This window comes from Roseomonas sp. WA12 (genome assembly GCF_054165765.1).
In genome coordinates this window covers 1,466,424-1,487,791 of record NZ_CM135108.1, presented here as the reverse complement: position 1 = coordinate 1,487,791, position 21,368 = coordinate 1,466,424, and the positions used below count along the sequence as shown (strand labels likewise).

Here is a 21,368-nt window from a genome sequence, read left to right as displayed (position 1 = left end):
GTCTGCGTAGCGCCGGGCGCTCAGTCCCGCCCAGTCACATTCCGCACCCGCTCTCTGACGCCTCGCCAGAGAGCCATCTCACGCTCCGCATCCGCCACGGCCCGGTGCGCCGGCGTGGCCGCCCGCGCCTCCTGCTCCAGCGCTTCCAGCACGGCCCGAAGAAGGCTGTCTCGCTCCGTGGGATCAGTGCCGGCTGCCTCAAGGGCGGCAAGGGCTGCGTCGCGCCGGGCCTCCTCCGTATCGCGCAGACGCAGGGCGTGGCGGGGCAGCCCCGCGGCCCGCAGCAGCCGACTGAGCCATTGTCCATCCCAGGAGGGCGCCGAGGCGTAGAGCACGTGTCCGGACAGCACCTCCACCATGCGCCGAGCGACCTGCCCGTGCGGTTCGCCCTCCTTGGCCAGCCTCTCGCGCGTGAGGCCGTGGATGCGCTCGGCGTCCGGGTCCCACTCCTCCCATTCCGCGGCCGGGCGGATCAGGTGCTCCTCCGTCCGCCCGTCCTCGAACACCCAGCCCACTTCGATGGGAAAGCTGCGCTTGCCCAGCCCGCTCGCCTCGAAGTCCAGGAAAACGATCAACGGACGGCGCCGGTCGCCTCCTCCCGCGCCAAGTGGCCGTGCACGCGCGTGTCGCGCATCGAGAGAGCCGCGAGGAGGGAGAGGATGCAGAAACCGGAGACGTACCAGAAGAAGGTGCTCTCCATGCCCTGGGACTTAAACCACAGCGCCACGTACTCCGCCGTGCCGCCAAAGAGGGAGTTGGCGATCGCATAGCCAAGCCCGACGCCGAGCGCGCGGATCTCCACCGGGAACAGCTCCGCCTTCACCACGCCGGAGATGGAGGTGTAGAAACTTACCACTGCGAGCGCGCCGAAGATGATGGCGAAGGCCCCTGCTGAACTGGTGACACCGGCGAGAAGGGTGAGCAGCGGCACCGTCATAATCGCGCCGCCCAGCCCGAAAACGATCAGGCAGGCGCGCCGCCCGATGCGGTCCGACAGGGCGCCGATCAGTGGCTGCAGCAGCATGTAGCAGAACAGCACGACGGTCATCGTCACGCTCGCCCGCTCAGCGCTGAAGCCGGCGGTGTTGACGAGGAATTTCTGCATGTAGGTCGTGTAGGTATAGAAGGCGAGGCTGCCGCCTGAGGTGAGCAGGATCACCTGCAGCAGCGGTTTGGGGTGGCGCAGCAGCAGCCCGATCGTGCCCGCGCCCTCCTTCGAGCGGCTGGCGGCCGTTGTCGTCTCGTGCAGCGCCCGGCGCAGGAACAGCGCGACGATCGCCGCGGCCGCACCGATGAAGAAGGGGACGCGCCAGGCCCAGGCACGGATCTCTTCGGCCGGGTAGATTCCCTGCAGTACGACCAGAACCAGAAGCGCCAGCAACTGTCCGCCGATCAGCGTGACGTACTGAAAGGAAGCGAAGAAGCCGCGATGCCTCTGCGTCGCCACCTCGCTCATATAGGTGGCGCTGGTCCCGTACTCGCCGCCGACGGAAAGCCCCTGAATCAACCGCGCGACCACCAGCAGCACGGGCGCTGCAACGCCGATGGTGGCGTAGGTCGGCAGCACCGCAATCATCAGCGAGCCGAAGCACATCATCAGCACGGAAATCATCATCGAGGTCCGGCGCCCGTAGCGGTCCCCGATCATGCCGAAGAGCCAGCCGCCGATCGGCCGCATCAGGAAGCCGACGGCGAAGACGGCCGCCGCGTTCAGCAACTGCGTCGTGCGATCGCCGGAGGGGAAGAAGTTAGGCGCGAAATACAGCGCCGTCGCAGCATACACGTAGAAGTCGTACCACTCGACGAGATTGCCGGAGGAGCCGCCGACGATGGCCCAGACGCGGCGCTTTGTGTCCGCCCGCTCGGCCTCAGGGGTGGGGAGAACCTGGTCGGACATGGGACCTCGCGCATTCCGGGTGCCGGCGGGCCCCGGCCCCCGGCCTATTGGAAGGGAATGCCCCGGATCGGCCCCGGGTTGCGTGTCCTCCGGACCGATCCGTGCAGCTGCCGGACCGGTGCGGTTCAGCGGTAGACGACGTAACGGAAGATGTAGATCGCGCAGAGGATGGCGCTGATCAGCGCGCCGATCCGCACCGCCTGCGCATCGGTGAGCGCCGGCTCCCGGTTCATCAGCGGCAGCCGCGACCGGCACCACAGGATGGGCACGGTCGCGAGCACAGCCAGCGCGAAGAAGTCGAAGAACCTCATCTCACGCGGCGATGCGGGCAATGGCCGCGGCCAACCGCGCTGCCTCGGCTTCGGCAAGGGCAAGACGCTCGCGCGTCTCCTCCACCACCTCCTCCTTCGCACGGGTGGTGAAATCGGGGTTGGCGAGCTTGGTGGAGATCTTGCGGGCCTCGGCCTCGGCCTTGGCATGTTCCTTCGCCAGCCGCGCGCGTTCCGCGCCAAGGTCCACGACGCCGGCGAGCGGCAGCATCACCGTCGCTTCGCCCACCACGGCCTGGGCGACCCCCTCGGGCGCTTGGCCCTCCAGCGGGTTCACCTCGGTCGCGCGCGCCATCCGGCGGATCGGGTCGATCCAACGGGTGGCACGCGCCAGAGTCTCGGGGGAGGCGCCCTGGACCAGCAGCGGCACGGTCACCGAGGGCGGCACGTTCACCTCGGCGCGGACCGTCCGAACCTCCGTGATGAAGGAGACGAGCCAGTTCAGCTCGGCCCGTGCCTCGTCGGCTCCCATCACAGCCACCGGCTCCGGCCAGGCGGTGCGGATGAGGCTGCCCTCCTCGCCATAGCCGAAGCGGTCCCACAGCTCCTCGGTCACATAGGGCATCACGGGATGGGCAAGGCGCAGGATCAGCCCGAGCACGTGCTGGGCCGCGCCCTTGGCCTCATCCTTCTCCGGGCCATCCGGCCCCATCAGCGCCGGCTTGGCAAGTTCCAGGAACCAGTCACAGAAGCTGCCCCAGGTGAAGCGGTAGAGCGCAGCGGCGTAGTCGTCGAGACGGTAGGATTCGAGAGCACTCGTCGCCTCAACCACCGCGGCGTTTCCAGCATCGATAATCCAACGAGCGAGCGGCGTTGTGGCCTGCATGGGACTGAACGCGGCGTCGGGGGCGATGCCGTTCATCTCGCAGAAGCGGGCCGCGTTCCACAACTTGGTGACGAAGGCGCGGTTGCTCTCCACCTTCTGCCGGCCCAGCCGCACGTCCCGGCCCGGGCCGGCGAAGGAAGCCAGGGTGAAGCGCAGGGCGTCGGTACCATAGGCGTCCGCCAGCTCCAGCGGATCCATGACGTTGCCCTTGGACTTGGACATCTTCTGCCCGCGCTCGTCGCGCACCAGCCCGTGGATGTTCACCACCTTGAAGGGAACATCGCCCATGAAGTGGATGCCCAGCATCATCATCCGGGCAACCCAGAAGAAAATGATGTCGAAGCCCGTCACCAGCACGTCGCCGGGGTAGTAGCGCGCAAGCTCCGGCGTCTGCTTCGGCCAGCCCAGCGTGGAGAAGGGCCAGAGGCCGGAGGAGAACCAGGTATCCAGCACGTCCGGGTCGCGGGTCAGCGTCTCGTCACGGCCGTAGCGGGCGCGGGCGGCGGCGACAGCCTCGGCCTCGGTCCGCTCGACGAAGATGTGGCCGTCCGGCCCGTACCAGGCCGGGATCTGGTGGCCCCACCAGAGCTGGCGGGAAACGCACCAGGGCTGGATGTCGCGCATCCAGGCGAAGAAGGTGTTCTCCCACTGCTTCGGCACGAACTGGGTGCGCCCGCTCTCCACCGCCTCGATGGCCGGCTTGGCGAGAGTTGCGGCATCAACATACCACTGCCAGGTCAGGCGCGGCTCGATCGGCACGCCGGAGCGATCGCCATGCGGCACGGCATGGGTGTGCGCGTCAATCGTCTCGATCAGCTCCAGCCGCTCCAGCTCGGCCAGGATCGCCTTGCGGGCCTCGAAGCGCTCCAGCCCGGCAAGGCTGCGCAGCACTTCGGGATCGGCGACGCCTTCCACGGCGCGGGACTCGCTCTCGATCTCGGCGAGGGTAACGCGGCCCTCCGCATCCAGCACGCTCGGCGAGGGCAGGTCGTGGCGCCGGCCGACCTCGAAGTCACTGAAGTCATGCGCGGGCGTGATCTTCACCGCGCCCGAGCCCTTTTCGGGATCCGAATAGCTGTCGGCCACCACCGGAATCCGCCGGCCGACAATGGGCAGGATCAGGAACTTGCCGACAAGGTCCTGAAAGCGAGCATCTTCCGGGTTCACGGCCACTGCCGTGTCGCCCAGCATCGTTTCCGGCCGGGTGGTCGCGACGACCAGATACCGGCCGGGCTGCCCCTCCACCGGGTAGCGGAGGTGCCACAGGCTGCCCTTCACCTCCTTGCTTTCCACCTCGAGGTCGGAGATCGCGGTCTGGAACTTCACGTCCCAGTTCACGAGGCGGCGGTCACGATACATCAGCCCCTGGCGATGCAGGGTCACGAAGACCTCGCGCACCGCCTCGGACAGGCCCTCATCCATGGTGAAGCGCTCGCGCGACCAGTCCAGGCTGGCACCCATGCGGCGAAGCTGGCGCGTGATGGTGCCGCCGCTCTCCGCCTTCCACTGCCAGACACGCTCAAGGAAGGCCTCGCGGCCCATCTCGCGCCGGTCCTTGCCCTCGGAGGCCAGAAGGCGCTCGACCACCATCTGGGTCGCGATGCCGGCATGGTCCGTGCCGGGCTGCCAGAGCGCATCACGGCCCTGCATCCGGCGGAAACGGATCAGCGTGTCCTGAATGGTGACATCCAGCGCGTGGCCGACATGCAGGCTGCCCGTGACGTTGGGCGGCGGGATCATGATGGCGAAGGGCTTGGCGTCGGAGGACGGGTTGGCCGTGAAGGCTCCCGCGGCTTCCCAGCCTTCATAGAGGCGCGGCTCGTAGCCGGCGGGCGTGAGCGTCTTGTCGAGCATGGGCGGAGGCTTGGCGGAGGCCCTGCCCCTGCGTCAAGCGCCGATCGGCGTCCCCTGCCCCGCCTGAGGCGCGGAACCTAGCCGTGCGACCGGCTGGCCACCCGCTCGATCTCCGCCCGGACCAACCGCTCGACCAGGGGTGGTAGATGCTCGTCCATCCAGGCCTTGAGGATGGGCCGGACCTCCTCGCGGACCACGTCCTCGATCGTGGGGCCGCCGCGATGCACGGGCGCGGCGCGCTCGGCCGCGACGGAGCGGGCGAGCTGGCCCAGCAGGGCAACCGCCGCCGCCTCAGTCGCCGGGGCCACCAAACCGCCTTCCGTCGCCCGGAGGGCGGCCTCCAAGGTCGGCGCGCCCTGAGCCTGTGCCGGTTCGAGAGCCGAAACGGGCTGCGCCGGGTTCTCTGCCCGGGCCATCATCTCCGGCACGGTTTCCGGCTCGGCTGACGTCTCCACCGGGGCGGAGTCCACCTCCGCCGCCGGAGTCGCGACGAGCATCGCCTCCGTCAGCTCCAGCGTTTCCGGTTCCGATGCGAGCTCCGTCCCGGAGCCGGCCCGCCGGGCGGCTGCATCGTCGGGCGAACCGTCGGTCGGGGAAGCCTCCTCCTCGTTCAGGATCTTGCGGATGGAGGCAAGGATGTCCTCCATCGAGGGATCCCCGCCGGGGGCAGAGGCGGCGCCGGACATGCGAGGCTCCTTCTGGTGCTAGTTACGGACGGGTTGGGGGGCGGAATAGTCACCAAGGCCCGCCCAGCGGTCGCGTACCGCCCGGTAGTAGGCCTCCTGGTCATATAGCGGCACGGGCAGGTTCAGGTCGCGTGCTGTCAGGCGCCCGACCGCCTGGGCGAGGGAGTGGCTCCCCGTGACGACATTCGCCAGGGCACGGACCAGCGACACGCGGGCGTTCAGCAACTCCTGCTCGGCATTCAGCACGTCGAGCGTGGTACGGCTGCCGACCACCGCCTCCCGCTGCACGCCATCGAGCGCGATCTCCGCCGCGCGGATCTGGGCGCGCACGCTCTCCACCGTGGCGCGGGCGCTCTGCAGCGTTTCCCATGCCTGGATCGCTTGGGCAGTGGCGGCGCGGCGCTGGTCGTCCACCACCTGGCGCAGACGCGTCGCGTCCTGCCGGGCCTGACGCACCGCCGAGTATTCCGCGCCGCCCTGGTAGAGCGGCACGGTGACCGTGGCGAGCACCTGCTCGCCGATGGCCCGCTGGCCCAAGGCCTGCTGGTTGTCGTTGCGGAAGGCCTGTGCCTGCAGGCTGGCCTGGGGCAGCAGCACGCCGAGCTGGACGTCGATAAATTCCCGCGCCGCGGCCTCGTCGAACAGGGCGGCAACCACGATCGGGTTGTTCACCGCGGCCACCTGGGACGCATCCTGGCCGTTGCGGGCGGCGGGCTGAAGTGGCTGCGGCGCGGTCAGCCGGCCGGGTGCGATGCCGATGGTGCGCTGGAAGGTAGCGCGGGCGTTCTGCAGCTGGCCCTCGGAGTCGGCGCGCGAGGCACGTGCGCCCGCAAGGCGCGACTCGGCCTGCGCCACGTCCGTTCGGGTGATCTCGCCGACACGGAAGCGCTCGTTCGTGGCGTCCAGCTGACGCTGGAGGACCTGGGCGTTGTTCAGGTTGAGGCGGACCTCCTCCTGGAACCGGATGACGTTCACATAGGCCGAGACCGTGTCCTGCAGTACCTGCTGCTCGGTCCCCAGCAGCCGCGCGCGCTGCGCCAGCACCTGGTTCTCGGCGCGCCGGGTCGCGGCCACGGTGCGGCCGCCTCGGTAGAGCGGCTGGGTCACAGTCGCGGCCGCGGTGGCGATCGTGCGGTCCTGGTCCGTAGTCACGCCGACGCGCTGGCCATTCGGCAGGTTGGCGCGGGAGCGCACCGTACCCTCGCCATAGCCGGCCGTGCCCGTGATGGTGACGGTGGGGCGCCAACCGGCGAGGGCCTGAGGCACGTTCTCGTCCACCACGCGCAACTGGGCGCGAGCGGTGGCGAGGGTCGGGTTGTTCACATAGGTCTGGGCCAGTGCTTCCTGCAGGGTCTGGGCGGAAGCTGGCACCACCAGGCCTGCGGCGACGAGCGCAAAGGCCAGTCCTCCGGTCGGAATGGCGGTTCGTAAGCGGCGGGCGGCGTGGCTGCGGGTCATCGACTGCAATCCCTGATCGGCCAGCCCATCGCCGTCAGGCGGGGCGGCCAGTGCTCTGTTCCCGGTGAGGTTAGTCGCCGACGCCGCCATGCGGCCAGGATGATGGAGGAACCCTTTCCGCATCCTTGCCGGCGCAGTGTTCGAGGCCGGCCATGCCGCAAGCGCGGCCGCCGGCCTCAGCCTGCTCGGCTCAAGCCAGCACGAAGCCGGGCTTTGGCAGGAAGGCGGGCAGCAGCGAGCCGCGAAGGTCGAAGGCCTCGGTCGAGCTGAAGGCCCCGCCGATACGGCGGCCCAGAATGGCGCTCCCGACCTCGCCTGGCGCCTGCCGGATGGTGACGAGACGGCCGCCCTCCCCCAGCTGCGCCGAAACAGAGGGCGGCACGGCGGGGACGGCACCCTCGATCAGGATGAGGTCGTAGGGGGCACCCGCCGAGAGACCGGCCGCCGAGGCGCCGACCTCCCGCCGCAGCATCCCGGCCCGCAGGCCGGAGGCCGCGATGGCCGCGTCACCGAGGGCAGCGATTGCCGGATCGTCCTCCAGCGCCACCACCTGCGCGCCCATATGCGCCATGATTGCCGCGCCGTAGCCAGGGCCGGCGGCGAGGACAAGCACGCGCTCTCCCACCCGCGGGGCAGCCAACTGGACCAACTTCCCGATGGTCATGGGCTGGAGCAGCACGCGGCCGCCCCCCAGCGCCAGATCCTCGTCGGCAAGGGCGCGCGACCGCAGCTGCGGCGGCGCGAAAAGCTCCCGCGGAATTTCCTGCATCGCCAGGAAGATCCGCGGATCGGTCACCCGGTTGGGCTTTACCTGCCCGTCGACCATGCGCTTGCGCGCCTCGGCGAAGTCCATGCCGCCCGCTGCCCCATCAAACTGAACTGACCGGTTTATAGGCCCGGCCCGCCCACCTTGGAAGCGCGGCAGCCGCGCACCCGCCACGCGCCGGCAATGCGGGTTGACCAGCGGGGCCCGTGGCGCGATACCCTGCCCCCCTGCCGGCCCGATGGCAGAGTGGTGATGCAACGGACTGCAAATCCGTGAATGTGGGTTCGATTCCCGCTCGGGCCTCCATCCTCTCACAATTCAGGCGTTCCGCTGCGGACTCCGGCCCGTTCAGGGCCACATGCGCGCGCGTCCACCTGTGCCCGGCCGCCCGAAACCTAGCGTCAAAAACCTATCGACTGCGCAACCTTAAAAGGACCCCCTTGCGGGATCCCGCCCATCGCGGTATCCGGCGCGCCCCGCCACCTTGCGGGCATGATCCCCGATAGCTCAGCTGGTAGAGCACGCGACTGTTAATCGCTAGGTCGTTGGTTCGAGTCCAACTCGGGGAGCCAGTACAGAAGGGGGATGCGCCGCAGGGCGCGTCCCCCTTCGCGTTTCAGGCCTCGCCAGCTTCGTCCCTGCGGGGCCGGCTTGGCACGTCTTCCTCCACCAAGACCTGCACCCGGCCGGCGGCGTAACAGGCCAGAGTGAAGTCTACTGGTCGCCCCTCTGGATCAATGTTCAGGGCTTCGCTCGCCAGAACGGGCCTCATCCGGGCCTGCCGCAGGCGGTGCGCTTCATCGGCCGTGGGCAGCCGGGCGCTGATGCGTGTGTGCGCGCGCCGGTAATCCGCAACGCCGCAGGCCGCGAGGGCCGCGGTGATGGAGGGTGCGACCCGCAGTGCCGCCTCGGCCCCGGCGAATCGGGGAAGCGGCATGTGGTGCAGGCCAAGCACCAAGGGCTTTCCATCGGCGAGGCCGAGCCGCTGCACCCGCAGAACCTCCGCACCCCGTGCGATCCGCAGCGCCTCCGCCACGGTACCGGGCGCGGGAATCGGGCCGACCCGCAGGATACGCGCTCCTGGTTGGCGGCGCTGGGCATGGACGGTGTCGAAGAATCGGGTCCGGCCGTGCAGCGGGTAGTCCAGCACGGTCCCAGCCACGAAGCTGCCGCGCCCCTGCTCCGTGCGGATCAACCCGCCCTGCTCTAGCGCCTCGAGCGCGCGGCGGACCGTGTGGCGGTTGACCCCGTACCGGGCAGAGAGCGCCGCCTCGCTCGGCAACCGGTCCTCTGCCGCGTGATCCCCAGCCGCGATCGCGCCCTCCAGCGCCGCCGCGATCTGCCGCCAGAGCGGCACGCCGCCATCCCGCTCGAGGGTCGTTCCCATCCGCCCGCCTCCACGCCCGGTAAGGCTAGGGCGGCACCCCGAACCTGTCTAGACAAGTGGCGGATGGCGTGGGAGTGGATCGCCCGGACGGCTTGCCCAGGCTGCGCGCCCGGGCAGAAGGGAGCCCATGAGCGACGAGACGATCCTGACCAATGCCCGGCTGGTCCTGCCCGACGGGGTGGAGCGGGGCACGTTAATCCTTCGTGACGGCCGCATCGCGGCGGTCGAGCCCGGCGTCAGCGCCGCGCCCGGGGCGATCGACCTCGAGGGCGACCACCTCATCCCCGGCGTGGTGGACGTCCATACCGACAATCTCGAGCGCCAGGTGCTGCCACGCAGCCAAGCGCGCTGGCCCTCTGTCTCGGCCTTTCTCTCGCATGACAGTCAGGTGGCGGTCGCCGGGGTCACCACAGTGCTGGACGCGCTGTGCCTCGGCGATCTCGGCTTCGACCAGAGCCGCCTCCAGACCGCGCGGGACGGGGTGCGCGACCTCGGCGCGCTGACAGAGGCCGGGGTGCTGAAAACAGAGCACCTGCTGCACCTCCGCTGCGAGCTGCCAGCCAGCGACATGCTGGAGATGCTGGAGGAGTTCCACGCGGACCCGCATTTGCGGCTGGTCAGCCTAATGGATCACACGCCCGGCGTCGGCCAATACGTGGACCCCGCCCGCTACCGCGCCATGCGCGTGAAAGGCGGCGCATCGCCGGAGGAGGTCGAGCGCCGCATGGCCGAGCTGACGGCACAGCGCGAGCTGCTATCCGGCCCCAACCGACGCGCCCTGCTGGAGATGATGAAAGGGCGCGGCGTGCCGCTGGCCACTCATGACGATTGGGATCCGGAGATCGTCGCCCGCAACGCCGCCGATGGCATCCGGATCAGCGAATTCCCCGTCAACCTAGCCTCTGCCCGCGCGGCGCGCGCGCATGGGATGGCAGTGATCGCCGGCGCCCCGAACCTCGTGCGCGGCGGCAGCCATTCCGGCAATGTCTCCGCCGCCGATCTGGCGCGAGAGGGGTTGGTGGACATCATTGCATCGGATTACGTGCCCCCCGCCATGATCGAGGCCGCCTGGCGCCTGGTGGAGGTGGCCGGGATGGGCCTGTCGGCCGCGGTGGCGACCATCACCGCGAACCCGGCTGCGGCGCTTGGCCTCTCCGACAGGGGGAGGATTGCGCCGGGGCTCCGCGCGGATCTCGTGCGTCTCCGCGAGTTTGGGCGGATGCCGGTGGTGCAGGCGGTGTGGCGCGCCGGAGCCCGCATCGCATGATGGGCGTCGCCGCCCTCGCCCGCGCCGCCCTGTACTGGGCGCCGGCGGTCGACGACCCGCTGCACCGGCTCGGCAGTGCTTGGCTCGGCCGTGATGCGGAGACCGGTGCCATCGTCCCGCAGCCCGACATCCCCGGCGCCGACCTTCATGCGCTGACCGCCGATCCGCGCCGTTACGGGCTGCACGCCACGCTGAAGCCGCCCTTCCACCTGGCCGGCAGCTACGCCGCCCTGCGCGAGGACGCCGCCCGGTTAGCAGCCGCCACGGCCCCCTTCGACCTGCCACCGCTGGAGGTTACCTCGCTCGGCGGCTTCCTAGCGCTGCGCGAGACGTCCCCCTGCCCCGCCCTGCACGCCCTGGCCGATGCTTGCGTGGCCGATCTCGACCACCACCGTGCCCCGCCGGATGCCGCCGAGATCGCGCGCCGCCGCCCGGAGCGCCTCTCCGCTGCCGGCCGGCACAATCTGGCTCGCTGGGGCTACCCGCAGGTGTTCGGAGAGTGGCGGTACCACGTCACCCTCACTCACCGGCTGACGCCGGAACAGGATGCGCTGATCCGGCCGGCGGCGCAGGCCTGCCTGGCCGAGGCTGCCGCCCGGCCTCGGCGGGTGAGCGAGTTATGCCTGTATACCCAGCCAGCTCCCGGCGAACCCTTTCTCATCGCTGAACGGCTGCCGCTCGGGGGCTGACCGGTCGCCCCCTTCCGCCAGCCGGCATCCGGTAGCATGACTGCATCCGGACCGGGCCGAAGCGCCCGGCCCCATCGCGGGAGGACGGGCATGCAGGCCACCAACGACGAGCACCAGGAGCTGCGCGACGCCGTCCGCGCCCTCTGCGCCGAGTTTCCCGCCGAATACCACCGCAAGATCGACCACGAGCGCGGCTACCCCGAGGCCTTCGTCGATGCGCTGACGAAGGCCGGCTGGCTCGCGGCCCTCATCCCCGAGGAATACGGCGGCTCGGGCCTGGGGCTGACCGAGGCCTCCATCATCATGGAGGAGATCAATCGCTCCGGCGGCAATTCCGGCGCCTGCCACGGCCAGATGTACAATATGGGCACGCTGCTGCGGCACGGCTCGGCCGAGCAGAAGGCGCGCTACCTGCCGCGCATCGCGACCGGAGAGCTGCGATTGCAGTCGATGGGCGTGACGGAACCGACCACGGGCACGGACACAACGAAGATCAAGACCACGGCCGTTCGGCGGGGCGACCGCTATGTAGTGAACGGGCAGAAGGTCTGGATCTCGCGCGTCCAGCATTCCGAGTTGATGATCCTCCTCGCCCGCACCACGCCGCTGGCCGAGGTCAAAAAGAAGTCGGAGGGAATGTCGATCTTCCTCGTCGACCTGCGCGACGCAATCGGCCACGGCATGACCGTGCGGCCGATCGAGAACATGGTGAACCACGAGACGAACGAGATCTTCTTCGACAATCTGGAGATCCCGGCCGAGAACCTGATCGGTGAAGAGGGGCGCGGCTTCCGCTACATCCTCGATGGGCTGAACGCCGAGCGCACGCTGATTGCCGCCGAGTGCATCGGCGATGGCTACTGGTTCATCGACAAGGTCGTGCCCTACGCAAAGGAGCGGACTGTCTTCGGCCGCCCGATCGGGCAGAACCAGGGCGTTCAGTTCCCGATCGCGGAAAGCTACATCGAGATCGAGGCCGCCAACCTTATGCGCTTTGAGGCGTGCCGGTTGTTCGACGCCAGCCAGCCCTGCGGCGCCCAGGCCAACATGGCGAAATATCTGGCGGCAAAGGCGAGCTGGGAGGCGGCGAATGCCTGCCTGCAGTTCCACGGCGGCTTCGGCTTCGCGCATGAATACGACATCGAGCGGAAGTTCCGCGAGACGCGACTGTACCAGGTAGCGCCGATCAGCACGAACCTCATCCTCTCCTACGTCGCCGAGCACATCCTCGGCCTCCCCCGCAGCTTCTGATGGCAGGTTCCAAGCCGCTGGCGGGCCTGCTCGTCGTCTCAATGGAGCAAGCGGTGGCCGCCCCGCTCTGCGCCGTCCGACTAGCAGATGCCGGAGCACGCGTGATCAAGATCGAGCGCGCGGAGGGGGACTTCGCGCGAGGATATGATGCGGCGGCGAAAGGCCTTTCCAGCTATTTCGTCTGGCTCAACCGGGGCAAGGAAAGCGTCGTCCTCGACATCAAGCGTGACGAGGACCTGGCACTACTCCGGCGCATGGTGGCAAAGGCGGATGTGTTCATCCAGAACCTCGCCCCCGGTGCCGCCGCCCGCGCGGGCTTCGGCAGCGAGGAACTGCGCGCGCAACATCCGCGGCTGATCACCGTGGATATCTCCGGCTACGGCGAGACCGGCACATATGCCGAGATGAAGGCCTATGACCTCCTCGTGCAGGCCGAGAGCGGTCTGGCGAGTGTCACCGGCCGCGCGGAAGGGCCCGGGCGCGTCGGCGTCTCCGTCTGCGACATCGCCTGCGGGATGAACGCCTATTCCGCCGTGCTTGAGGCGCTGATCGAGCGCGGCGTGACCGGGCGCGGCAAGGGCGTTGCCGTCTCGCTCTTTGACGGGATGGCGGACTGGATGAATGTGCCGCTCCTCTACTTCGAGGGTACAGGCCGCGCGCCCGCCCGCGTCGGTTTAGCGCACCCATCCATCTGCCCTTACGGCGCGTTCGCCACCTTGGATGGAGCGCAGGTGCTCATCTCCATCCAGAACGAGCGCGAATGGGCCGATTTTTGCGCCCGCTTCCTCGGCGAGCCCGACTTGCCCGCGCGCGAGGGCTACCGCAGCAATGTCGAGCGGGTGGCGAACCGGCCCGTGGTGGACGCCCATGTTGCTTCCGCCTTCGCCACCCTGACGCGCGAGGAGGCTGCCCAGCGCCTTCTCGCAGCACGCACCGCCTTCGGGTTCGTCAACGACCTGGCCGCTTTCGCAGCGCACCCTGCCCTGCGGCGCATTACCTTGGAGACACCGGGCGGCCCGGTCGCTGTCGCGGCGCCACCGGCGCGGTTCAGCGACGGGGACCGTGAGCTCGGCCCTGTTCCAGGGCTCGGCGCGCAGACCGAGAGCGTTCGCGCGGAGTTCGCCTGACCACTCTGCGGACGGGCACAGGGGCCGAGCGAAGTAGCACTGGCGCCACGATGGTGTCCGGCCTCATGATCGTCGCGCCGGCTCCGATCCTGGCCGGGCGCGACCTCGCTGGCGCTTGGACCTATGCCAGCGGCTGACCGGCACTGGCCTTCAGCGGGACTGCGTGATCATCTGGGACCGGAGGCGCAAAGTCACCGGCATTCCCTTGCAGGAGATCGCCGATGCATCGCCGCACCTTCATCACCTCCGCCGGCGCGGGACTGATTGCGCCAGCCGTCGCTGCCCCCTCGCTGGTGCGCGCACAATCCGCCTCCACCCTGCGCTTCACGCCGCAGCAGGACGTTGTGACGCTCGATCCCGTCACGACCACGGCCTATGCGACGCGCAACCACGGCTACATGGTGTTCGACACACTCTACGGAATGGATGCGCGCTTCCAGCCTACGCCGCAGATGGTGGACGGCCACACTGTCGGGGATGACGGCAGGCTGTGGAACCTGATCCTGCGCGAGGGCCTGCGCTTCCACGACGGCGAGCCGGTCCTCGCGCGGGACTGCGTCGCCAGCCTCCGCCGATGGTCGAAGCGCAGCCCGTTCGGCGGCATGCTCATGGACGCGACCGACGAGCTTTCCGCCCCCGACGACCGCACGATCCGCTTCCGCCTCAAACGCCCCTTCCCGCTCCTGCCGCTCGCCCTTGGCAATGCCGGCGTGCCGGTTTGCGCGATGATGCCCGAGCGGCTGGCGAACACCGACCCCTTCCGCCAGGTGACGGAGCTGACCGGCAGCGGCCCGTTCCGCTACAAAGCGGATGAGCGTGTGCCGGGCTCCCTGAGCGTCTACACGAAGTTCGAGGGCTATGTTCCGCGCAGGGACGGCACTCCGAGCTGGACCTCCGGCCCGAAGGTCGTTCATTTCGATCGGATCGAGTGGCGCGTGATGCCAGATCCCTCCACCGCCACCAACGCGCTAATTGCCGGCGAGGCGGACTGGCAGGAATACGCCTATCACGACCAGCTCTCCCTGCTGCGGCGTGCACGAAACGTGCGTGTGGAGGTGAAAGACCCGACGGGCTTCGTTGGGCAGATGTCGGTGAATCACCTTCAAGCCCCGTTCAACAACCCTGCCATCCGGCGCGCAGTCCTGGGCGCGATCGACCAGGAAAGCATGATGCAGGCCATGGTCGGCCCGTCCGAGACGTCGCTCTACAAGGTGCCGCTCGGCGTGTTTCCTCCGGGCACGCCCATGGCGTCGGATGCCGGGCTCGCTCCGCTGACGGGACCGCGCGACTACGCGAAGGTCAAGGCCGCGCTGGGTGATGCCGGATATCGTGGCGAGACCGTGCTGCTGATGGTGGCCTCGACCTCCTCGGCCATCACGACGCTTGGTGCGGTGATGGCGGACAGCCTGAAGCAGGCCGGGATGAACGTTGAGATCTACTCTGTCGAGTTCAACGCGATGCTGCAGCGGCGCAACCGCAAAGGCCCGGTCTCGGATGGTGGGTGGAGCGCCTTCATCACCAACTGGGTGGGTCTGGACTGGCTGAACCCCGCCGTGCACGCCCCGCTTCGCGGTGCCGGCGAGGCCGGCTATGCCGGCTGGCCCAACATTCCGCGGATCGAGGAACTGCGGACCTCCTGGCTATCGGCCCCTGACCTGACGGCCCAGCAGGCTATCAGCCGCGAGATGCAGACAGTCGCGATGCAGGAGGTCTGTTACTATCCTCTCGGGCAGTACCTGCAACCGACGGCTTTCCGGTCCAACCTCACCGGCGTGCTGGACGGGTTCGCGACATTCTGGAACGTCCGGCGGGCCTGATCGAGGCCGTGATCTGACATGGCGGGCGGGTCACCCCGGTAGGCAATGCCTCCGTGGGGCCACCCGCCCTCCAGCCAGCCTTAGCCCTTCGCTGCCGCCGCGCGGATCTGCGTGACGGTCTGACGGTTGGTGATCTGCTCCGCGCTCATCCGCACCTCGATGATCGCGGGCTTCCCACTGGCCCGCGCACGGCGGAAGGCGGGAACCAGCTCGTCGGTAGCTTCCACAACCTCACCATGGCCTCCGAAGGCCTCGATGAACTTGGCGAAGTCGGGATTGGTGAGCTGGGTGCCGGAGACGCGGCCGGGATAGTGCCGCTCTTGATACATGCGGATCGTGCCGTATTGCCCGTTGTTCACGACCATGACGATGGGCGCGACCTCGGACTGGAAGGCGGTCGCGATCTCCTGCCCGGTCATCAGGAAGCCGCCGTCGCCGACGAAGCTGAGCACGAACCGGCCGCGATAGGTGATCGCGGCGCCGAGGCCGGCCGGCACGGAATAGCCCATGGCGCCGTTCGTCGGGCCGAGGAACTCCTGGTTCTCGCGGACGGACATGAAGCGCTGCGGCCAGGTGGCGAAGTTGCCGGCGTCCACGGTGAAGATCGTGTCCTCGGGCAGCTCGGCCTCGAGCGCCTGCAGCGCACGGGCGAAGTTCAGCGGGCCGTCATAGTCGGGCGCGACGACGCTCGCCTCGCGGCCGGCGCGCAGCTTGCGCGTCCAGTCGCCCCAGGGCCGCGTCTTGCCGGGCGCGGCGTCGCGCAGGGCGAGCGCGAAGGCGTTGAGGTCGGCGGTGATGCCGAGCAGCGGGCGGAAGACGCGGCCGACCTCGGCCGGGTCGGGGTGCACCTGCACGATCGGGCTGGTCTCGCCGGCGGGGAACAGCGTGTAGCCCTGGCTGGTCGCCTCGCCGAGGCGGCTGCCAATGGCGATGACGAGGTCGGATTCCTTCACCCGCGCGACGAGGCCGGGATCGGAGCCGACGCCGAGATCGCCCGCGAAGTTCGGCGAGGTGCCGTCGAACAGGCCGAGGCGGCGGAAGCCCACCGCGACAGGCAAGTCATGGGCGAGCGCGAAATCCTTGATCGCGGCTTTGCCCTCGGCCGTCCAGCCGGTGCCGCCGAGAACGAGGACCGGCTGCTTGGCGCCGTCCAGCAGTTCCAGCAGGCGCGGGATCGCGCCGGGCGCGGGATGGGCCGGGAGCGTCGGCGCAGGGCCGATATCCGGCACCTGCACGATCGACTTCTGCATCTCCTCGCTGATAGCGACCACCACGGGGCCGGGCCGGCCGCTGGTCGCCACATCGAAAGCGCGGGCCATCAGTTCGGGGATGCGGGCCGCGTCGTCGATCTGCGTCACCCACTTGGCGAGGGGCGAGAACATCCGGCGGTAATCCACCTCCTGGAAGGTGTCGCGGTCCGTCTCGGCGAAGGGAATCTGGCCGACGATCAGGACCAGCGGGGTGCTGTCCTGCATGGCGACATGCACGCCGATGCTGGCGTGGCAGGCGCCGGGGCCGCGGGTGACGATGGCGACGCCGGGTTTGCCGGTCAGCTTGCCATGAGCCTCGGCCATATGGACCGCGCCCGCCTCGAAGCGGCAGGTGACCAGCTCGACCTGGTTGCGGACGTTGTAGAGCCCGTCCAGCAGGTCGAGGAAGGATTCACCCGGCACCGAGAACGCGTGAGTCACGCCCTGCGCCACCAGCGCATCGGCGAGCAGCTGCCCGCCCGTCCGTCCCGCAACCCGCATTCCGTCCATCGGTCCGTTCCTCCCGTCCAGGGCGCGGGAAGCTAGAGCAGATCGCCCCCCGCTGGAAACCGCCCGCGACTGTTTACGCGGCCCGGGTACGCCGGCCTACCAGGGCGCCGAGCAGGGTGAGCAGGAGATTGGCGACCAGAAGCCCGAGGACCAAGCCGGCCAGGCCGTAGGTGGCGGCCGCCGTGCCCAGAAGCACTTGAGGCACGTGTTGGTCCAGCGCGGTGCGGAGGACGGCCCATTTGTTACCGAACGGGTCGTCGGCCGCGTCCCAGACTGCCACCACCGGCCGCAGCATTGCGGGGGTGGCCGCGATCCGGGCGTGGGCCGCGCGCAGCACCTCCTCTCGCGCCACGGAGGCCTCCAGCCCGCGCGCATTGCTCGGTTCTCGGCCGCGCAGGGCCTCGATGACGGCCGCGTCCGATGTGTCGGGGAGCTGGTAGTACCCTCGAGCCAGCTCCTTGCGCTGAGCGATGTCGCGCCGTCCCTCCTCTGCGATCTGAAACAGCGCGGCATCATAGGCCTGGGTCACGGCCGGGACCTGCATGGCCGCCAGGGCGGCAACCAGGCCGATCCCGAGACGGAGCGAGTCCCCCAACCAGCGCGCGGTAAACCCGGCCATGATCGCCCCCCTAATGCCCTGACGTGAAGCCGCCCAACCAGACGAGGTTGCGTCGGCCGGGCTTGGAACGCGTGCGGTGGAGGGCCATCCTGGCCGTGTCAGCGGAGCGGATGCGGTATGAGAGCGATTTTCGTGATGATCAAATGCGAGATGGGCGCCGCGTATCGCGTGGCGCGTGAGATGGCCGACAGCATCCCGGAGCTCTCAGAGATGCACTCGACCAGTGGCCAGTACGACCTTCTCGGTAAGTTCTACCTCGAGCACGACCAGGATATCGGCCTGTTCGTGGTGGAGCGTGTGCAGACCGTGCCGGGGGTGAAGGACACCTACACGCTGCAGACCTTCAATGCCTTCAACGGGCAGCGGAGCTGAGCGGCAGGCTCGACAGCCCGCTTCAGGGACCGCGTTCCCTGCCATGAAAAGACCTCCGTCCCGCCGCCGCCTGCCACCGCGTCGCCGCGCGCGCGACACGGGGGCTGCCCATCTTGGGTGGCATCGGAGGTTCCCATTCCATGAAGGTCCGCCTGCTTCCCGCTCTCGCCCTCGGTGCAGCCCTGGCCACGGCCGGCTGCCAGAACCCGGACGGCTCCACCGACTGGGGCAGCTCCCTCGCCCTCGGCGCAGGTGTCGGGCTCGCGGCCGGGTTGGTCGCGGCCGCCGCCAGCGATAACGGGCGCGGCCGGCAACACTCCCGCCGGGATTACGGTTACTCCGGTGGCGGCCGGTCCTACGCACAGGGCTATGGCCGCGGGAGAGGCTGGCGATGAAAACGCGTCTCGCATTGCTCGCCGTCGCCGGGCTGTCGCTCGGCGGCTGCTACTACGCCCCTTATGGCCCCTATGGCGGCTATGCCCCGTATGGCGATCCGAACGTCGCCGGCGCTGCTCTGCTAGGGGCTGGCGTCGGGGCCGTGGCTGGCGCGGCAATCGCTTCCCCGGGATACGGGTACGGCTACGGTCGTCCCTACTACGGGTATCGCCACTACGGCCACTACGGCTACCGGCGCTGGTAGGCGGTGGGGCGCCTAGAGTGCCCCGCCCCCCGCCTTGCCCCACTCAGCAAGAAGCGAGTCGGGCGGCAGCCGGCCCTCAAACCACAGGCTGGCGGCGGCGCGGGACATCGCGGCGCCGTCATGCCCGATATGCGGGACCACCACGCGCTTCCAACCGAAGGGCAGGCCAGAGCGTGCGGCTGCCTCACGCCCGGCATCAAAGTAGAACAGGGCGCGTGCGAAGCGGTTCGGCCCCTGAGCCAGCGCCTCGGGGTTGGAGGGCAGGCTTGGACCGCTCGTCTCCACGTCCCGCTCGCCAGAGAGGATGGTCATCGGGAAAGCAAGTAACCGTGCCAGGTCAGCCTCTGTCGCGCCGATGCCGCCCAAACCTGCCGGGAAAGGCTGACCAAGGTCGGGCAGGCTGAACCAGCCGGGATTCCCGACCATCGCGGCCTCGAACATCTCCGCAGGTTCGGTGGACAGCATCCGGTGCAGGAACTGCCCACCGGCCGAATGCCCGAAAATCAGCGCCTTCGGCCGGGTGGAAAGCCCGGCATCCCGGAGCGCGGCGACAACGCGGGCCGGAATGCGGTAGCCCCGCCACTCCGCCGGCCGCAACGCTCCATCCCCGGCCAGAACGGAGCCGTTGTTGTAGGTCTCGGCCGTCGGGAACAGATGTTGCGGGAAGGTTGGCGCAACGATCAGAAGGCTGTGGCGCTCCGCGGCCTCGATCCAGAAGTCGCGGTACTCATCCCCATTCCGGCCCATGCCGTGCATGACAAGTACCACCTGCCCATCCGGTCGCCAGTTCTGCGGCCTGTAGGCATGGAGCGTGACGGGCCGGTTCGGGTCGCCGGCAGGGTCGTCGAACTGGATCGAGGCTCGACCAGGCTGGGCGAGGGCTGCGGCGAGCTGGGGGGCGAAGGGCATGGTGGGATCGGGTCTCACGGGCTCGGGCGCGGTGCGGCGCCGGGGCGCGGCCAGGGCCGCCGCAGGGAACAGCGCGCCGAGCGCCAGCAGGGGTCGGCGCAGGGGGCTCATTCGGGCGTGACCTCGGCGGCCAGGGTCGTCTGATCCACCCGGCCGGGGTAGCGGAAGCCGCGGCGGCTGGCCCACACCGCGCTCTCGAAATAGAGTGGCGCGACGGGCATCGCATCCAGCGCAACGCGGCCGGACTGCCGAAGCAGATCGGCGCGGGCAGCGGGGTCCATCGTCGCCATCGCCCGGCGCAGCAGCCCGTCGAAGCCCGGATCGGACCAACCGCCGTAGTTGCTGCTGCCAATTCCGCGTGCTGCATCGGCGGTGGTGAGCCAGAGCTGCTGGAACAGCAGCGTCTCCGCAGCATCGGCCGACCACCCGCCCATGGCCGCCGAGAACTCCCGCCGCGCGCGCCGGGTGAAGAATGTGGCGCTCGGCATTGCGTCCAGCTCCACCTTCACGCCAATCCGCTGCCAGTACTGCGCGATCGCCTGCGCGATGCGCGAGTCGTTCACGTAGCGATTGTTGGTGGCGTGGAAGGTCAGCGCGAAGCCCTGAGGGAAGCCCGCTTCGGCCAGCAGCGCGCGGGCGCGGGCGGGGTCATAGGGCAGCACGGGCAAGCCGGGGATGGTGCCGGCCATGCCCTCGGGCAGGAACTGCGCCGCGGGCACCGCGACGCCATCCATCACCCGCTCGGAAAGCGCGCGCCGATCGATGGCAAGGGATAGCGCCTGCCGCACGCGCGCGTCGCGTAGTGGGTTCGGGCCGGTGCCGCCCTCGACAAAGGGGCTGGGGCTTCGGGCGGCGTCGAACTGCAGGAAGATCAGCCGCGTGGTGGGCGAGGCCGCGACATGCACGGAGCTGTTACCGCGCAGCCGCGGAAGATCCGCGGTGTTCGGGGCCTCGACCAAGTCATGGTCCCCGGACAGCAGCCCGGCCAGGCGCGGCGCGGCGGCGGTGACGGGGGTGAGGCGCACCGTCGCCCAATGCGGCTTCGCGCCCCAGTGCCCGTCATACCGCGCCAGCTCGATCGTGCCGCCGCGCGTGTAGGAAACGAGCCGATAGGGGCCGGTGCCGATCGCCGCACGGCCCTCGTTGAAGTCCTGCGCCGTGGGCCAGGCCCCCTGCACGCCGCATTGCTGGTTCGCCTGGAAGTCCAGCTGGCCGGCGGGCATCAGCTTGCGGGGGATAATGGCAATGTTGGACAAGTCGCTCGGAAGCAGCGGCACCGGGTCGCGCGTCACGATGCGCAGGGTCATCGCATCCACCGCCTCCACCCGCTCGAAGCCGCGCACGATCCGGGAAAAGGACTGGGTGACCTCGCCCTCGTTATTGCGGGATCGGCACAGGCTGGCGAGCGCGTCCTCGGCCGTGAAGGCGCTGCCGTCATGAAAAGTGACGCCGGGGCGGAGATGAAACACCCAACTCGTGTCGCTTTCGCGTTCCCACCGCGTCGCCAAGCCGGGGATGACGGAGAGATCCGGCGCAACCTCGGTCAGGCCATTGAACAGGTGGCTGCGCAAGGTCGTGTTCGGCGTCAGCCCGTACTGGTGCGGATCGGCGGAGGTCGTCTCCCCCGCCATGGCGATCCGCAGGATCTGGGCGGCTGCCGGTGCGGCCGCGAGGGCCGAGGCGGCGAGCAGGGCGAGGGCGAGACGGCGCATGG

20 protein-coding genes and 2 tRNA genes are annotated in these 21,368 nt (G+C 69.4%); 10 read left to right on the top strand and 12 right to left on the bottom strand.

What is annotated here, in order from left to right; all coding sequences use genetic code 11:
• Nucleotides 1-20 precede the first annotated feature (20 nt).
• From ACVBD7_RS07075 to ACVBD7_RS07045, 7 genes are all read right to left on the bottom strand, one after another.
• Nucleotides 21-575, bottom strand: a complete 555-nt coding sequence (locus ACVBD7_RS07075; RefSeq protein WP_458096788.1) for a 3'-5' exonuclease — start codon at nucleotides 573-575, stop codon at nucleotides 21-23.
• On the bottom strand, nucleotides 572-1,897 hold the full coding sequence (locus ACVBD7_RS07070) for an MFS family transporter (RefSeq protein WP_458096787.1): 1,326 nt from the start codon (nucleotides 1,895-1,897) through the stop codon (nucleotides 572-574). Before ACVBD7_RS07070 ends, ACVBD7_RS07075 begins: the two co-directional genes overlap by 4 nt.
• Nucleotides 1,898-2,022: 125 nt before the next feature.
• Entirely contained in the window at nucleotides 2,023-2,208 is a 186-nt protein-coding gene (locus ACVBD7_RS07065) for a hypothetical protein (RefSeq protein WP_458096786.1), read from the bottom strand.
• A gap of 1 nt (nucleotide 2,209) precedes the next feature.
• The gene (locus ACVBD7_RS07060) at nucleotides 2,210-4,906 is read right to left on the bottom strand and encodes a valine--tRNA ligase (protein ID WP_458096785.1); all 2,697 of its coding nucleotides are present in this window, start codon (nucleotides 4,904-4,906) and stop codon (nucleotides 2,210-2,212) included.
• 77 nt (nucleotides 4,907-4,983) lie between these two features.
• Nucleotides 4,984-5,592 carry a DUF2497 domain-containing protein gene (locus tag ACVBD7_RS07055; RefSeq protein WP_458096784.1) on the bottom strand — a complete coding sequence of 203 codons (609 nt, stop codon included), beginning with the start codon at nucleotides 5,590-5,592 and terminating at the stop codon, nucleotides 4,984-4,986.
• A gap of 18 nt (nucleotides 5,593-5,610) precedes the next feature.
• Nucleotides 5,611-7,050 (bottom strand): TolC family outer membrane protein, encoded by a 1,440-nt coding sequence (locus ACVBD7_RS07050; RefSeq protein ID WP_458096783.1) that lies wholly within the window; start codon nucleotides 7,048-7,050, stop codon nucleotides 5,611-5,613.
• Nucleotides 7,051-7,240: 190 nt separating this feature from the next.
• Entirely contained in the window at nucleotides 7,241-7,903 is a 663-nt protein-coding gene (locus ACVBD7_RS07045; RefSeq protein ID WP_458096782.1) for a protein-L-isoaspartate O-methyltransferase family protein, read from the bottom strand.
• Between the two features lie 145 nt (nucleotides 7,904-8,048).
• On the opposite strand from ACVBD7_RS07045, the gene ACVBD7_RS07040 reads away from it, so the two are divergent.
• Both ACVBD7_RS07040 and ACVBD7_RS07035 read left to right on the top strand, forming a co-directional pair.
• Nucleotides 8,049-8,122: transfer RNA gene (locus ACVBD7_RS07040), tRNA-Cys, on the top strand.
• 190 nt (nucleotides 8,123-8,312) lie between these two features.
• A tRNA-Asn gene (locus ACVBD7_RS07035) sits at nucleotides 8,313-8,388 on the top strand.
• A 44-nt stretch (nucleotides 8,389-8,432) separates the two neighbouring features.
• Here the strand turns inward: ACVBD7_RS07035 and phnF are convergent.
• Entirely contained in the window at nucleotides 8,433-9,203 is a 771-nt protein-coding gene (gene phnF / locus ACVBD7_RS07030) for a phosphonate metabolism transcriptional regulator PhnF (RefSeq protein ID WP_458096781.1), read from the bottom strand.
• 127 nt (nucleotides 9,204-9,330) lie between these two features.
• Between phnF and ACVBD7_RS07025 the strand changes: the two genes are divergently transcribed.
• From ACVBD7_RS07025 to ACVBD7_RS07005, 5 genes are all read left to right on the top strand, one after another.
• A complete protein-coding gene (locus ACVBD7_RS07025) occupies nucleotides 9,331-10,470 on the top strand; it encodes an alpha-D-ribose 1-methylphosphonate 5-triphosphate diphosphatase (protein ID WP_458096780.1) in 1,140 nt (379 codons plus the stop codon).
• Nucleotides 10,467-11,159 (top strand): DUF1045 domain-containing protein, encoded by a 693-nt coding sequence (locus ACVBD7_RS07020; RefSeq protein ID WP_458096779.1) that lies wholly within the window; start codon nucleotides 10,467-10,469, stop codon nucleotides 11,157-11,159. The genes ACVBD7_RS07025 and ACVBD7_RS07020 overlap by 4 nt, the downstream gene beginning before the upstream one ends.
• Before the next feature lie 90 nt (nucleotides 11,160-11,249).
• Nucleotides 11,250-12,410 (top strand): acyl-CoA dehydrogenase family protein, encoded by a 1,161-nt coding sequence (locus ACVBD7_RS07015; RefSeq protein WP_458096778.1) that lies wholly within the window; start codon nucleotides 11,250-11,252, stop codon nucleotides 12,408-12,410.
• Nucleotides 12,410-13,537, top strand: coding sequence for a CaiB/BaiF CoA transferase family protein (locus tag ACVBD7_RS07010; RefSeq protein WP_458096777.1), 1,128 nt, complete (start codon nucleotides 12,410-12,412; stop codon nucleotides 13,535-13,537). Before ACVBD7_RS07015 ends, ACVBD7_RS07010 begins: the two co-directional genes overlap by 1 nt.
• A gap of 221 nt (nucleotides 13,538-13,758) precedes the next feature.
• Nucleotides 13,759-15,354: an ABC transporter substrate-binding protein gene (locus ACVBD7_RS07005; protein ID WP_458096776.1), complete on the top strand. Its 1,596-nt coding sequence runs from the start codon at nucleotides 13,759-13,761 to the stop codon at nucleotides 15,352-15,354.
• 80 nt (nucleotides 15,355-15,434) lie between these two features.
• On the opposite strand, the gene ACVBD7_RS07000 is transcribed toward ACVBD7_RS07005, so the two are convergent.
• Complete coding sequence (locus tag ACVBD7_RS07000; protein ID WP_458096775.1) at nucleotides 15,435-17,114, bottom strand: thiamine pyrophosphate-dependent enzyme; 1,680 nt, start codon at nucleotides 17,112-17,114, stop codon at nucleotides 15,435-15,437.
• A gap of 73 nt (nucleotides 17,115-17,187) precedes the next feature.
• On the bottom strand, nucleotides 17,188-17,733 hold the full coding sequence (locus tag ACVBD7_RS06995) for a DUF2937 family protein (RefSeq protein WP_458096774.1): 546 nt from the start codon (nucleotides 17,731-17,733) through the stop codon (nucleotides 17,188-17,190).
• A 117-nt stretch (nucleotides 17,734-17,850) separates the two neighbouring features.
• On the opposite strand from ACVBD7_RS06995, the gene ACVBD7_RS06990 reads away from it, so the two are divergent.
• From ACVBD7_RS06990 to ACVBD7_RS06980, 3 genes are all read left to right on the top strand, one after another.
• Nucleotides 17,851-18,105, top strand: a complete 255-nt coding sequence (locus ACVBD7_RS06990) for an Lrp/AsnC ligand binding domain-containing protein (RefSeq protein WP_458096773.1) — start codon at nucleotides 17,851-17,853, stop codon at nucleotides 18,103-18,105.
• Between the two features lie 140 nt (nucleotides 18,106-18,245).
• The gene (locus ACVBD7_RS06985; RefSeq protein WP_458096772.1) at nucleotides 18,246-18,500 is read left to right on the top strand and encodes a hypothetical protein; all 255 of its coding nucleotides are present in this window, start codon (nucleotides 18,246-18,248) and stop codon (nucleotides 18,498-18,500) included.
• Nucleotides 18,497-18,745 carry a hypothetical protein gene (locus tag ACVBD7_RS06980; protein WP_458096771.1) on the top strand — a complete coding sequence of 83 codons (249 nt, stop codon included), beginning with the start codon at nucleotides 18,497-18,499 and terminating at the stop codon, nucleotides 18,743-18,745. Before ACVBD7_RS06985 ends, ACVBD7_RS06980 begins: the two co-directional genes overlap by 4 nt.
• A 12-nt stretch (nucleotides 18,746-18,757) precedes the next feature.
• Here ACVBD7_RS06980 and ACVBD7_RS06975 read toward each other — a convergent pair whose 3' ends face one another.
• Both ACVBD7_RS06975 and ACVBD7_RS06970 read right to left on the bottom strand, forming a co-directional pair.
• Nucleotides 18,758-19,765 (bottom strand): alpha/beta hydrolase, encoded by a 1,008-nt coding sequence (locus ACVBD7_RS06975; RefSeq protein WP_458096770.1) that lies wholly within the window; start codon nucleotides 19,763-19,765, stop codon nucleotides 18,758-18,760.
• Complete coding sequence (locus ACVBD7_RS06970; RefSeq protein WP_458096769.1) at nucleotides 19,762-21,366, bottom strand: ABC transporter substrate-binding protein; 1,605 nt, start codon at nucleotides 21,364-21,366, stop codon at nucleotides 19,762-19,764. Before ACVBD7_RS06970 ends, ACVBD7_RS06975 begins: the two co-directional genes overlap by 4 nt.
• Nucleotides 21,367-21,368: the final 2 nt, after the last annotated feature.